The organism is Streptomyces naganishii JCM 4654 (assembly GCF_014650575.1).
GTDB classification, from domain to species: domain Bacteria; phylum Actinomycetota; class Actinomycetes; order Streptomycetales; family Streptomycetaceae; genus Streptomyces; species Streptomyces naganishii.
The window spans coordinates 142,703-155,260 of record NZ_BMVF01000017.1 but is presented as its reverse complement, the minus strand read 5'-3'; the positions used below and the strand labels follow the sequence as shown (position 1 = coordinate 155,260).

At 74.1% G+C, this 12,558-nt stretch carries 12 protein-coding genes; 6 read left to right on the top strand and 6 right to left on the bottom strand.

What is annotated here, in order from left to right:
* From IE217_RS27155 to IE217_RS27140, 4 genes are all read right to left on the bottom strand, one after another.
* A partial coding sequence (locus IE217_RS27155) for a glycosyltransferase (protein ID WP_190180576.1) occupies positions 1–1,206 on the bottom strand: 1,206 nt, incomplete at its 3' end.
* Positions 1,203–2,330, bottom strand: a complete 1,128-nt coding sequence (locus IE217_RS27150) for a glycosyltransferase family 4 protein (RefSeq protein ID WP_190180575.1) — start codon at positions 2,328–2,330, stop codon at positions 1,203–1,205. The genes IE217_RS27155 and IE217_RS27150, both read right to left, overlap by 4 nt.
* A 157-nt stretch (positions 2,331–2,487) precedes the next feature.
* Positions 2,488–3,906: a HEAT repeat domain-containing protein gene (locus IE217_RS27145; RefSeq protein WP_190180574.1), complete on the bottom strand. Its 1,419-nt coding sequence runs from the start codon at positions 3,904–3,906 to the stop codon at positions 2,488–2,490.
* A gap of 324 nt (positions 3,907–4,230) precedes the next feature.
* Complete coding sequence (locus IE217_RS27140; RefSeq protein WP_190180573.1) at positions 4,231–4,623, bottom strand: ankyrin repeat domain-containing protein; 393 nt, start codon at positions 4,621–4,623, stop codon at positions 4,231–4,233.
* A gap of 329 nt (positions 4,624–4,952) precedes the next feature.
* Here IE217_RS27140 and IE217_RS27135 point away from each other — a divergent pair, with 329 nt between their 5' ends.
* Both IE217_RS27135 and IE217_RS27130 read left to right on the top strand, forming a co-directional pair.
* Positions 4,953–5,147, top strand: a complete 195-nt coding sequence (locus tag IE217_RS27135; protein WP_190180572.1) for a hypothetical protein — start codon at positions 4,953–4,955, stop codon at positions 5,145–5,147.
* Positions 5,148–5,190: 43 nt separating this feature from the next.
* Positions 5,191–6,771 carry a P-loop NTPase family protein gene (locus tag IE217_RS27130; RefSeq protein ID WP_190180571.1) on the top strand — a complete coding sequence of 527 codons (1,581 nt, stop codon included), beginning with the start codon at positions 5,191–5,193 and terminating at the stop codon, positions 6,769–6,771.
* A 19-nt stretch (positions 6,772–6,790) separates the two neighbouring features.
* Here the strand turns inward: IE217_RS27130 and IE217_RS27125 are convergent, their stop codons facing one another.
* Positions 6,791–8,290, bottom strand: coding sequence for an SCO1417 family PLP biosynthesis transcription factor (locus IE217_RS27125; protein WP_190180570.1), 1,500 nt, complete (start codon positions 8,288–8,290; stop codon positions 6,791–6,793).
* A 64-nt stretch (positions 8,291–8,354) separates the two neighbouring features.
* Between IE217_RS27125 and yczE the strand changes: the two genes are divergently transcribed.
* From yczE to IE217_RS27105, 4 genes are all read left to right on the top strand, one after another.
* Positions 8,355–9,044 carry a membrane protein YczE gene (yczE, locus tag IE217_RS27120; protein WP_190180569.1) on the top strand — a complete coding sequence of 230 codons (690 nt, stop codon included), beginning with the start codon at positions 8,355–8,357 and terminating at the stop codon, positions 9,042–9,044.
* Positions 9,041–9,808 carry a glycerophosphodiester phosphodiesterase family protein gene (locus tag IE217_RS27115; protein ID WP_190180568.1) on the top strand — a complete coding sequence of 256 codons (768 nt, stop codon included), beginning with the start codon at positions 9,041–9,043 and terminating at the stop codon, positions 9,806–9,808. The genes yczE and IE217_RS27115 overlap by 4 nt, the downstream gene beginning before the upstream one ends.
* Positions 9,809–9,869: 61 nt before the next feature.
* On the top strand, positions 9,870–11,216 hold the full coding sequence (locus IE217_RS27110) for an MFS transporter (protein WP_190180567.1): 1,347 nt from the start codon (positions 9,870–9,872) through the stop codon (positions 11,214–11,216).
* 279 nt (positions 11,217–11,495) lie between these two features.
* Complete coding sequence (locus IE217_RS27105) at positions 11,496–11,870, top strand: RNA polymerase-binding protein RbpA (protein WP_003977404.1); 375 nt, start codon at positions 11,496–11,498, stop codon at positions 11,868–11,870.
* A 118-nt stretch (positions 11,871–11,988) separates the two neighbouring features.
* On the opposite strand, the gene fxsA is transcribed toward IE217_RS27105, so the two are convergent.
* Positions 11,989–12,555, bottom strand: a complete 567-nt coding sequence (gene fxsA, locus IE217_RS27100; protein WP_190180566.1) for an FxsA family membrane protein — start codon at positions 12,553–12,555, stop codon at positions 11,989–11,991.
* Positions 12,556–12,558: the final 3 nt, after the last annotated feature.

Genomic DNA, 12,558 nt, shown 5'->3' with positions numbered 1-12,558 from the left:
CACAGCCGGTCCCAAGACGGCCGGGTCCGGCACAGCCGGTCCCAAGACGGCCGGGTCCGGGACAGCCCGCGCGTCGTGGGCGGCCAGGAACGCCTGTACGGACGCTGACCAGCCGAAGCACTCGGCACGGGCGCGTGCCGCCTCGCGCCGCTCCCGGTGCGGGCGGGACAGCAGTCGCTCCACGGCGTCGGCGAAGGCTTCCCCGTGGTCCGCCGCGCTCGCGCCGGCCGGGCCGATGACCTCGGGCAGCGCGGAGGACGCGCTCGCCACCACGGGCGTGCCGCAGGCCATCGCCTCCAGCGCGGCGAGCCCGAACGTTTCCGCCGGTCCGGGCGCCAGGCACACGTCGGCGGAGGCCTGGAACGCGGCGAGCAGGGCCCGGTCGGTGACGTGCCCCAGGAAGGCGACCGGCAGGGCGCGCTCACGGGCCCGCTGTTCCAGCCGGGCCCGCAGCGGGCCGTCCCCGGCCACCACCAGCACCGCCCGCCTGCCCCGCCGCAGCAGCGCCTCCAGTGCGTCCAGCGCGTGGCCCGGCCGCTTCTCCACCGACAGCCGGGAGCACATCAGCAGCAGCGCCTGGTCCGCGCTCGCGTACCGGTCCCGCAGTGCCGCCGACCGCAGCACCGGGTGGCGTTCCGTCAGGTCGACGCCGAGGGGGGCGCGTACGACGTTGCGGGCGCCGATCCGGACGAACTCGCGCTCGGCGAACCCCGTGGTGCACACCACGCGCGCGTAGGTGTGCGCGGTGCGGGTGTTGAGCGAGTCGGCGGCCCGTCGGGCGAGGTCCTCGGGCAGGCCCCAGGTGCGCAGCACGCCGTAGGCCGACTCGTGGGACACCATCGCGGCGGGGATCCGGGCCCGTCTGGCCCACTTGCCGGTCCACCTCAGCGTCGTGCGGTCGGACACCTCAAGGCGGTCCGGGGCGAGCTCCTCCAGGAGGGCGGCAAGGCGGCGTGTGCCGGTCAGGACGCGGTAGCCGCCGGTGCCGGGCAGGAGCGGTCCCGGCAGGGTGATCACCCGGCCCTGCTCGGTGTCCCGGTCGGTGTGCCGTTCGCCGGGGACGACGAGGACCGGGTGGTGCCCTGCCGCCGCGTAGCCCTTGCCGAGTTCGCGCAGGGCGGTGCGCAGGCCGCCGGAGGCGGGGGCGACGAAGTTGGCGAGCCGTACGATCGTCAGCGGTCCGCCGCCGCGGGTGCCGGCGCTCATGCGGCCACCGCCGTCCGGCGGGCGGCGAGGACGTCGTCGTAGTGGCCGAGGAGACGGTCGCCGACCGCGGCCCAGGTGCGGCCCTCCACCGCGGCCCGCCCGGCGGCCCCGTACGCGGCGCGGCGCGCGGGGTCCGCGGCCAGCGTCCGCACCGCCTCGCGTACGGCGGCCGTGTCGCGCGGCGGGACCAGCAGGCCGGTGCGGCCGTGGGCGACCAGGTCGAGCGGGCCGCCGGCGGCGGGCGCGACGACGGGGACGCCGCTGGCCATGGCCTCCTGCACGGTCTGGCAGAAGGTCTCGAAGGGGCCGGTGTGCGCGAAGACGTCCAGCGAGGCGAAGATCCGGGCGAGTTCACCGCCGGTGCGGCGGCCCAGGAAGACCGCGTCCGGCAGGGCGCCGGCCAGGTGTGCCCGGCTGGGGCCGTCGCCCACCACCACGACCCGGACGCCGGGCAGGCCGTGGACGCCGGTGAGGAGTTCGACCTGCTTCTCGGGGGCGAGCCGGCCGACGTAGCCCACGATCAGCTCGCCGGCGGGGGCGAGTTCGCGGCGCAGTGCCTCGTCGCGGTGGGCGGGGTGGAAGCGGACGGTGTCCACGCCGCGCGGCCACAGGCCGACCCTGGGCACGCCGTGCGCCTCCAGGTCACGCAGGGCGGCGGTGGAGGGGGCCAGGGTGAGGTCGGCGGCGCGGTGCACGGAGCGCAGGCGCCGCCAGGCGGCGGCCTCGCCCGCGCCCATGTAGGTGCGGGCGTAGCCGGCGAGGTCGGTCTGGTAGACGGCGACGGCCGGGATGCCGAGCCGGGCCGCGGCGGCCATGCCGCGGACGCCGAGCACGAAGGGGCCGGCCAGGTGGACGAGGTCGGCGCGGTGCTCGGTGAGCGCGGCGGCGACGCGCCGGCTGGGGAGGGCGACGCGGACCTGGGGGTAGCCCGGGAGCGGGAGGGAGGGGACGCGGACCACGGGGCAGGGCGCCTCGGCGTCGGGCCCCGTCGCGGCGGCGGTGGCCGGAGCGACGACGAGGGGGGCGTGACCGCGGTCGACGAGGTGCCGGGCGGTCTGGAGCGCGCAGTGGGCCACGCCGTTCACATCGGGGGGAAAGGATTCGGTCACGATGACGACACGCATACCGGTGTTGTCGCCGCACCGGACGTGGCCCCGTCAACGTCGATCTTTCCACCCGGGGAACGCCCCGTGAGCGTTGCCCCGCACGACCGCTCAAGGGCGCCGCACCGCCGGCCGGCGCCGTCGGTTCGGGGGGCCGTCGTCCGGTCGGGCGGGTTGGTCAGGCCGCGGGGGTGTCGGGGCCGATCCGGCTGCGCACGGCTGTCTGGACCTCAGCCTCCTCGGCCGGGTCGGCGGCGAGTCTGCGCAGGCGTTCCACCACGCGTGTGTCGCCGGTCTCGGCGTGCCGGGCGGCGAGTTCTCGGGTGCTCTCCTCGCAGTCCCACAGGCATTCGACGGCGAACCCGGCCGCGAAGGAGGGGTCGGTCGCGGCGAGCGCGCGGGCCGCGCGGCCGCGCAGGTGGGACGAGGCGGTCTCACGGTAGACGTGGCGCAGGATGGGGGCGGCGCAGGTGATGCGGAGCCGGCCGACGCCGTCGACGAGGGTGCACAAGGCGGGCGCGTCGGGGCTCTCGCCGCGTACGGCCTCCCTGAGGGCCGCGAGGACCAGCTCACGGTCGCGGGTGCCGCCGCGGCAGGCCAGCATGCGGCCGGCGGCGGCGCCGAGCGCGTCGGGACGCCCGGCCCAGCGCCGGGCCCGGTCGACGGCGACGGCGCCGCGCATGCGCTCGAAGGCGCCGACGGCGGCCTCCACCACGGTCACCGAACCGTCGGACACGGCAGCCTCGATCAGGTCGAGGGCCTCGGGGTCGTCGCCGTCGGCGAGGTAGCGCAGGGCGGTGCAGCGGGCGCCGTCGGAGCCCTCACGGGCGGCCCGAAGGATCTCGGACCGGTCCTCGGGGCCGGCGACGGCGACCAGGCAGCGGGCGGCCGGCACGTGCAGCGCGGCGCCCCGCTCGAAGCCCTGCTGGGCCCACTCGAACACGGCCCGCACGCTCCAGCCGGGACGCGGCCCGGTGGGCCGCATCTGCCGCTGCCAGCGGTCGAAGCACCCGGTCTCGTGGGCGGCACGCACGCGCGTGGCGATCGATTCCCGCGGGTCCTCGGCCCACAGCCGCCAGGGCCGCGGTTCGAAGGCGTCGCGTACGGCGGCGGCGAGTTCGGCCTCGCCCTCGGCGTCGGTGGGGAAGCGCGCGAGGACGGGCGCGGCCAGGGAGCGCAGGCCGGCGTCGTCGTCCCTGAGCGCCAGCTCGTCCAGGGCCCAGGCCCAGTTGGAGCCCGTGGCCGCGTACCGCCGCAGCAGGGTGAGGGCGTCGCGCCTGCCGTACGAGGCGAGGTGCCCGAGGACGGCGAGGGCGAGCCCGGTGCGGGACTCGTCGGTGTCGAGGACGTCCTCGGGGTCGAAGAGGTGCGCCTCAAGGGCGTCCAGCTCGCCGTTCAGGTCGAGGAAGAGCCGGGCGTAGTACAGGGAGCGGTTCTCCACCTGCCAGTCGTGGCGGGGGTCGTGCAGCACGCACTGGTTCAGCGCCGCGAGCGCTTCGGCGCGCGGTGCGGTGAGCGCGTGCAGGGTGCCGTCGCCGCGGCCCCGCTGGAGCAGGCCGAGCAGCGTGCCACTGGGCGCTATGACCGGATCGAACATGGGAAACAGCCTCACATCAAGCGTCGACGCAACCGGGGAACACGCATTACCTGGCTACGCGACAACACGTCGGTGCGCCCGCCGTCTCTTGCTTGCTGTAGACCATCTTCCTCTGCCTCTCGTCGGTGGCCCATGCGGACCGCGTCACGGGCCGCGCGGTGCGGCATCACCTGCCCAGCCATCGCGTCCGTGAACCACGACGTCATGATGACCCGGCCCGCAAGCTGCCGCGACCGATATTTCCGGCGGCCCCGTACCGCCTCCCCCGTTTTCCTTGTCGTGCCTGTTCAAAGGGGTCGCGGCGGCTGTCCGCGGCCCCGGGGATCACTGCTCGCCGAACAGCCGCAGCAGCTCCGTCTTGCCGAACATCCTGGCCGTGTCGACGGCCGACGGCGTGCCCGCGCCGGGGTCCGCGCCGGCCTCGAGCAGGACCTCGATGACGTCCTGTTCGCCCTTGAAAACCGCCCCCGCGAGGGGTGTCTGGCCGCGGTCGTTGACGCGGTCGGCCTCGGCGCCGCGGGCCAGCAGGGCGCGGACGGCGTCGGCGTGGCCGTGGTAGGCGGCGAGCATGACCAGGCTGTCGCCGCGGTCGTTGGTGAGGTCGGCCGGAACGCCCGCGTCGACGTAGGCGACGAGCTCCTCGGTCCGGCCCTGCCGGGCCAGATCGAAGATCTTGGTCGCCAGCTCCACGACCTCGGGGTCGGGGGCTTCACTCATCGGACGGACCGCCTCTCACTGCGAACGTCGGCACTGCGGGAGCAAGCGTACGGGCGGTGTGCGGCCGCAGGCCGGTGCCGTCCGTACGAGTGAATCGCCAGGGTACTGGCTCGTAGGACACATGACCCGATGTGCCCGAGGCAGAGATCATCCACGCCGCGCGTGAACACGGTCGGGCGCATCCGGCCGCTCAACCACCCGGTCCGATACCGCCAGAGGAAGGAAATAGGAGGAAATTCACCCAGTTGCACCTTTTGTCATATGGATACATGCTGTGATGCTGGAAGAACTCAGGGTGACTGTCCCCTCTCGACACCAGGAGACCCCCCATGATCCTCTCCATCTCAGGCGTCGTCCTGTTCGGCACCATCGGCTTCATCTTCTTCCGCAAGGACGGACTCAAGCCCTCGCACGCGTGCGTGTCGATCCTGTTCGGGTTCTACCTCGCGAGCACGACCATCGCGCCGACCATCAGAGCCGGCGGCGAGGGCCTGGCGAGCCTGCTCGGCGGCATGAGGTTCTGACTCCGCCGCACGTCACCCCACGCAGCACACACAGGAGGCAGCAGTGGCCCGGCGTCCCCTCCCCCGCATTCTGAGCACTGGCGGCGCGCAGCTCGCCCGGAGCCGGGAGCTGGCCCGGACGGCGGCCGACAGTGCCACCGACATCCTGCACCCGCTGATCACCGTGTCCCGGGGTCTGCGCCGGCTGGCCTCGGCCGGGCGGCGCAGGTGGGCGGAGACCCCCAAGGACCGGCGCGGGCCACTGCTGTTCCTGGTGGGTTCCCTGATCCTGGTCGTGGCGTTGGTGCCGTACGGCCCCCTGCTCGCCGGCCTCGTGATCACGGCGGCGGCCGCCTGGCAGGGCCGCGAACGCACCCCGGCGCGGCCCAAGGGCCCCGACGAGGCGCGCGCGCAGCGGCTGTCCGCGCTGTACGAGGCCCTGGTGCCGTACTTCTCGGCCGCCGACGACCCGGCGCCGCTGTACGCGCACGGCGGCGAGTGGGAGAAGGCCTTCCCCTCCTACGAGTTCGACGACTCGGGCCGCGTGTCCCATCTGCTGATCCGCTACCCCGCGTACTTCACCGACGGGGAGGCGGAGTCCCGCGCGCGCGTGGAGCACCTGCTCACCGCCAAGGCCGGCCGCGGCCGGGAGTACCTGTTCGGCTGGGACGAGGAGGGCAACCAGCTCACGGTCACCGCGCTGTCCCCGCTGCCCGCCGACGTCCCCGCGCAGCGCTTCGTGACCGCGCCGGGCGAGACGGTGCTCGGGTTCACCGACCCGAGCGAGGTGCAGCGCACGGTGCCGCTCGCCTACGGCGAGGAGAAGCGCGACGTCCCGCCGGTGCTGTGGCGCACGGGGCTGCGCTCCACCGAGCCGCACCTGCTGGCGATCGGCCAGCCGGGCAGCGGCACGTCGACGCTGCTGCGCTCCATCGCGCTCCAGGCGCTGCAGAACGGCGACGTGCTGATCGTCGACGGCGGCGGCACCGGTGAGTACGCCTGCCTGACCGGGCGCGACGGGGTCCTCGCGGTGGAGTGCGGGCCGGCCGGGGTGGTGGCCAGCCTGGAGTGGGCGGCCACGGAGACCGAGCGCCGCCTGATCGCCGTCAACCGCGCGCGGCAGGCGGGGCATCCGCCGCCGGACGACACCAAGCGGCCGCTGTGGCTGCTGCTCGACCGGCCCACCGCCTTCACCCACCTCGCGGACGCGGACGGCCGCAAGGACCCGCAGTCCCTCCTCCAGGTGCCACTGCGGCACGGCCGCGCGGTCAACGTGACCGTGGTCGTGGCCGAGCAGTTCGACAACGCGGACGCGCTGGGCGACGCGGTACGGCAGCACACGCGCGCGCGTGTCGTGCTCGGCCCGGCGACGCCCGAGCAGCTCAAGGCGGTGCTCGGGGCGCCGCCGCACACCACCCCGCTCTCCGTCGTCCCGCCCGGCCGCGGATACGCCCGGCTGGGCACCGGCCCCGTGCACCGCCTCCAGGTCCCGGCGACGCCCGACCCCTACGACGACTCGGCGAACAAGGTCCACCGCGAGGCGGTACTGGACCTCCTCCCCCCGAAGACGACCCCGGCGGACGGGGAGACCGTCCCGGAGGACTCCCCCGTTCCCAGGGAGGCCGCGGTGCCGGAGCCTTCCTGACGCGCCCGGGACCGCCGGGCTACGCCACGAACGTCCTGGGCGGCTCGCCGCCGCCCGGGGCTCCCGTGGTCACCAGGTGGGCTGCTGCCGCGAGGCGGGTCGCCGCTTCCTCGGCGACTGCTCCGGACACGGTGAACGGCAGCCGGACGTAGCCCTCGAAGGCGCCGTCGACGCCGAAGCGCGGCCCGGACGGGACCCGGACGCCGACGCGTTCGCCGGCCTCGGCCAGGCGGGAGCCCGAGAGGCCGCCGGTGCGCACCCACAGGGTGAGGCCGCCCCGGGGGACCTCGAACTCCCAGTCGGGCAGCTCGCGCCGGACCGCCGCGACCAGCGCGTCCCGGTTCTCCCGGGCCTGTCCGCGCCGCACCTCGACGGCCTGCTCCCAGCCTCCGGTGCTGAACAGCCAGTTCACGGCCAGCTGCTCCAGCACCGGCGTGCCGAGGTCGGCGTAGGCACGCGCGGCGACGAGGCTGCGGATCACGTCGGGGGCGGCGCGCACCCAGCCGATGCGCATCCCGGCCCAGAACGCCTTGCTGGCGGAGCCCACGGTGATGACCGTGGAGCCGGCCGGGTCGAAGCCGCATACCCGCCGGGGCATCTCCAGCCCCGGCTCCAGGTACAGCTCGCTCATGGTCTCGTCCACGACGAGCACCGTCCCCGCCGACCGGGCGGCCTCCACCAGGCGGCGCCGCTGGTCCTCGTCGGCGAGGGCGCCGGTCGGATTGTGGAAGTCGGCGACGACGTAGGCGATCCGGGGCGCGGCCTCGCGCAGCACCTGGCGCCAGCGGTCCAGGTCCCAGCCGGTGAGCCCCTCGGCCATGGCCACCGGCACCAGCCGGGCGCCGGCCTCGCGCATGAGCTGGAGGATGTTGGCGTAGCTCGGCGACTCCACGGCGATGCGCTCGCCGCGGCCGCCGAAGAGGTGGCAGATGGCGTCGATGGCGCCCATGGCGCCGGTGGTCACCATGATCTGCTCGGGCATGGTGGGGATCCCGCGCGCGGTGTAGCGCTCGGCGATCATCGCGCGCAGGGCGGGCAGCCCGGCCGGGTAGTCGCCGTGCGTGTGGGCGTAGGGCGGCAGCTCCTCAAGGGCGCCCTGGACGGCGCGGGTGAGCCAGGGCTCGGGGGCGGGCAGCGCGGCGGTGCCCAGGTCGATCATCGAGCCGAGGGCCTCCGGCGGCAGCGGTTCGAGGCCCCGCGCGGGAAGCGGGTTGCCGGCCGGCACCGCCGTCCAGCTGCCCGCGCCGCGCCGGGACTCCAGGAAGCCCTCGGTGCGCAGCGCCTCGTAGGCGGCCGCGACCGTGGTGCGGCTGACGGACAGGGCGAGGGCCAGCTCCCGCTCGGCGGGCAGCCGGGCGGCGACCGGCACACGGCCCTCGAGCACCAGCAGCCGCACTCCGTCGGCGAGCGCCCGGTAGGCGGGCGGGCGGCGCATGCCCGGTCCCGCCGGGCGGTCCTGCTGGGAGTTGAGCAGCCGGGCGAGTTGCGCGGCGCCCACCGCCGAGGTCCACTGCGCCATGCCGATCAGTCCACCTTCCCCGGATTGGCCATGGATGGGTCCCCTCCCCACGCCACAGAGTGTCATGCACCAGGCCACTTCCACCACCAGGGGGGACACTTTGTCCACGCAGGCCCGTCTCGGGCGCCGACTGGTCCAGCTCTACACCGGTCTCGCGCTGTACGGCGCGAGTTCCGCGCTGCTCGTGAGGGCCGGCCTCGGCCTGGAACCGTGGAACGTGCTCCATCAGGGCCTGGCCGAGCTCACGGGCCTGACGATCGGCGTGGTGTCCATCGTCGTGGGCGCGGCGGTGCTGCTGCTGTGGATCCCGCTGCGTCAGAGGCCGGGCCTGGGCACGATCTCCAACGTCTTCGTGGTGGGCCTCGCCATGGACGGCACGCTCGCCGTGCTGCCGGACGCCCGCACACTGGCCGTGCGCATTCCCTTGATGCTGGCGGGCATCGTGCTCAACGGGGTGGCCACCGGCCTCTACATCGCCGCCCGCTTCGGGCCCGGCCCGCGCGACGGCCTGATGACCGGTCTGCACCGGCGCACCGGCCGCTCGATCCGCCTGATGCGCACGGTCGTCGAGGTGGCGGTCGTCGTCACCGGCTTCCTCCTCGGCGGCACCATCGGCGTCGGCACGCTGCTGTACGCGGTCGCGATCGGCCCGCTCGCCCAGCTCTTCCTGCGCGTGTTCGACGTCCCGGCTGCGGCCGCGGGCAGCGCCGTCGTTGCCGCGGGTACACCCGAAAGGGTGATACTGCGTCCGTGACCACGCACGTACGCCACCCCTACCTCGACCACCCGGGCCCCATCGCCTTCGCGCACCGCGGCGGCGCCGCCGACGGCGTGGAGAACACGGTGGCGCAGTTCGGGCGCGCGGTCGCGCTCGGCTACCGCTACATCGAGACGGATGTGCACGCCACCGCGGACGGCCGGCTGGTCGCGTTCCACGACACGACCCTGGACCGGGTCACCGACGGCTCGGGCCGGATCGCGGACCTGCCCTGGGAGGACGTGCGCCAGGCGCGCGTGGGCGGCCGGGAGCCGGTGCCGCTGTTCGAGGAGCTGCTGGAGACCTTCCCCGAGGTGCGCTGGAACATCGACGTCAAGGCGGAGCCCGCGCTGCTTCCCCTGCTGGACCTGATCGAGCGCACGGGCGCGTGGGGGCGCGTCTGCGTCGGCTCGTTCTCCGAGGCGCGGGTGGTCCGGGCGCAGCGGCTGGCCGGGCCGCGCCTGGCGACGTCGTACGGCACGCGCGGGGTGCTGGGTCTGCGGCTGCGCTCCTGGGGTGTGCCGGCCGCGCTGCGCCGCTCGGCCGTCGCCGCTCAGGTGCCGGTGTCGCAGTCGGGCGTCCCGGTGGTCGATCCGCTGTTCCTGCGCGCCGCCCACGCGCGCGGGCTGCAGGTGCACGTGTGGACGGTCAACGAGCCCGAGCGGATGCACCGGCTCCTGGACCTCGGGGTCGATGGCATCATGACCGATCACATCGACACGTTGCGCGAGGTCATGGAGGACCGGGGCGTCTGGGCCTGAGCCCGCGCCGCCGCCCTCGGCGGGCCCGCGCGGCGACTTGAGCGGGGAAGCGAGGGCACGGGTGGGCACCGACACCGTGCGGGCACAGGCGGACGACGAGACCGCCGGGCGGCGGCGCGAACAGCGCGGCTGGTACTTCTACGACTGGGCCTGCTCGGTCTACTCGACGAGCGTGCTCACCGTGTTCCTCGGCCCCTATCTCACCTCGGTGGCCCGGGCGGCCGCCGACGCGGACGGGTTCGTGCACCCGCTGGGGATACCGGTGCGGGCCGGGTCGTTCTTCGCCTACTGCGTCTCGGCGTCCGTGATCCTGGCGATCCTGGTGATGCCGCTCGCGGGCGCCGCCGCCGACCGCACCGGGCGCAAGAAGCCGCTGCTCGCGGCCGCCGCCTACACGGGCGCGGGCGCCACCACGGGCCTGTTCCTCCTCGACGGCCACCGCTATCTGCTGGGCGGCTTTCTTCTGATCGTCGCCAACGCCTCGGTGGCCGTGTCGATGGTCGTCTACAACTCCTACCTGCCCCAGATCGCCCCGCCCGAGGAGCGTGACGCGGTCTCCTCCCGGGGGTGGGCCTTCGGCTACGCGGCGGGGTCGCTGGTGCTGATCGCGAACCTGGTGCTGTTCACCGCCCACGGCTCCTTCGGCGTGTCCGGGGCGATGGCGGTGCGGATCTGCCTGGCCTCGGCCGGCCTGTGGTGGGGGCTGTTCACGCTCGTACCGCTGAAGCGGCTGCGCGACCGCCGTACGGCCGCCGTCGGGCCGCCGGTGCACGGCTGGCGTCAACTGGCCGCGACCGTCCGGGACATGCGGGGCAAACCGCTCACCCTGGCCTTCCTGCTCGCCTATCTCGTCTACAACGACGGCATCCAGACGGTGATCTCCCAGGCCTCCGTCTACGGCTCCGAGGAACTGGACCTGAGCCAGTCGACGTTGATCACGGCGGTGCTGATGGTGCAGGTGCTCGCGGTGGCGGGAGCGCTCGGCATGGGGCGCCTCGCCCGGACGTACGGGGCGAAGCGCACGATCCTCGGCTCGCTGGTGGCCTGGACGGTGACGCTGGCGGCGGGGTTCTTCCTCCCCGCCGGACGGCCGGTGTGGTTCTTCGTGCTGGCGGCCGGGATCGGACTGGTCCTCGGGGGAAGCCAGGCGCTGTCGCGGTCGCTGTTCTCGCACCTGGTGCCGCCGGGCAAGGAGGCCGAATACTTCTCGGCGTACGAGATGAGCGACCGGGGCATGAGCTGGCTGGGGCCGCTGCTGTTCGGCGTGACCTACCAGCTGACCGGGAGCTACCGGGACGCGATCGTCTCGCTGGTGGCGTTCTTCGCCATCGGGTTCGTGCTGCTCGCGCGGGTGCCGGTGGGGCGGGCGATCCACGACGCGGGCAATCCGGTCCCCGATCGGATTTAGCACTCGCGGCGAAAGGGCTGTAGTGTACGCGTTTGGCCTGCCAGGCGTACCGTTACTGCGCGTCAAAGATGCCGAAACGCTGGGTGACATCTCCTAGCAGATGTGACAAACCGGGCGCCGGTGGGTACTGCACTGGTTGACAAGGCTGCGGCTACGACGGCGACGCATGACCCGGAACGGGAGATCGGAACGGGAATCTTCACGGCCGACCGGACGTTGACCGGATGACGACGACAGCGACACCTGTCCTGTGGGCGACAAGCCCGGGAGGCACGATTCATGAGTGAGCGAGCTCTTCGCGGCACGCGCCTCGTGGTGACCAGCTACGAGACCGACCGCGGTATCGACCTGGCTCCGCGCCAGGCCGTGGAGTACGCATGCGAGAAGGGGCACCGCTTCGAGATGCCCTTCTCGGTCGAGGCGGAGATCCCGCCGGAGTGGGAGTGCAAGGTCTGCGGGGCCCAGGCACTCCTCGTGGATGGCGACGGACCTGAGGAGAAGAAGGCCAAGCCTGCGCGTACGCACTGGGACATGCTGATGGAGCGGCGCACCCGTGAGGAGCTCGAAGAGGTCCTCGAGGAGCGTCTGGCCGTGCTGCGGTCCGGTGCGATGAACATCGCCGTTCATCCTCGGGACAGCCGCAAGAGCGCGTAGTTCCCGCGGGCGGCCGGTCCGGTCCACCAGCGCACGTGAGTTGCCGAGGGCGCCGTACGTTTTCACGTACGGCGCCCTCGGCTTGTCCGGGTGACCCCCAGCGGGTCGGCGGGCACGGTCAGCGGGTCAGCGGGCGGCGCGGGTCCTGAGGGTCGTCGTCCTGCTGCTCCCTGATGACCTCGCCCGGGACGACCTTGCCGTCCGGGCGGTGGATGCGGACCTGCTGGAAGGCGTCGCCCAGGGTGCCGGGGGCGGCGACGCGCAGCTTGCGCTCCACCGTCCGCTCCGCAGAGCGGCCGACCGCGCGCTGCACCGGCGGGATCAGCAGGAGCAGACCGAGCGCGTCCGAGATCACGCCGGGGATCATCAGCAGCAGACCGGCCAGCATCAGCCAGCCGTTGCCACCGCGGCGCGAGGACGGGGTGCCGCCGCGCTGCACCGCCTCGTTCAGATTCCGGAACGCGCGGCGGCCGGCGCGCTTCATCACGGTGGCGCCGGCCACGAACCCGGCCACCAGCAGGAGGAGGACGGTCAGGCCGCCCGCCGCACCCGCGACCACCGTCAGCAGCCAGATCTCCAGCACCAGCCAGACGGCGACCGCGAGCGGCAGATACCTGCGCGCGCGGGAGCGCCGCGGCCGGGCCGGCCGGGTGGAGTGCGAAGAGGTCGGAAGGCCTGTCGTCATGCT

Excerpts from the sequence above, each read along its gene's own strand:
- IE217_RS27150 (WP_190180575.1), bottom strand. The coding sequence starts at position 2,330 with ATGCGTGTCGTCATCGTGACCGAATCCTTTCCCCCCGATGTGAACGGC.
- IE217_RS27145 (WP_190180574.1), bottom strand. The coding sequence starts at position 3,906 with ATGTTCGATCCGGTCATAGCGCCCAGTGGCACGCTGCTCGGCCTGCTC.
- IE217_RS27140 (WP_190180573.1), bottom strand. The coding sequence starts at position 4,623 with ATGAGTGAAGCCCCCGACCCCGAGGTCGTGGAGCTGGCGACCAAGATC.
- IE217_RS27135 (WP_190180572.1), top strand. The coding sequence starts at position 4,953 with ATGATCCTCTCCATCTCAGGCGTCGTCCTGTTCGGCACCATCGGCTTC.
- IE217_RS27125 (WP_190180570.1), bottom strand. The coding sequence starts at position 8,290 with ATGGCGCAGTGGACCTCGGCGGTGGGCGCCGCGCAACTCGCCCGGCTG.
- yczE (WP_190180569.1), top strand. The coding sequence starts at position 8,355 with ATGCACCAGGCCACTTCCACCACCAGGGGGGACACTTTGTCCACGCAG.
- IE217_RS27105 (WP_003977404.1), top strand. The coding sequence starts at position 11,496 with ATGAGTGAGCGAGCTCTTCGCGGCACGCGCCTCGTGGTGACCAGCTAC.
- fxsA (WP_190180566.1), bottom strand. The coding sequence starts at position 12,555 with ATGACGACAGGCCTTCCGACCTCTTCGCACTCCACCCGGCCGGCCCGG.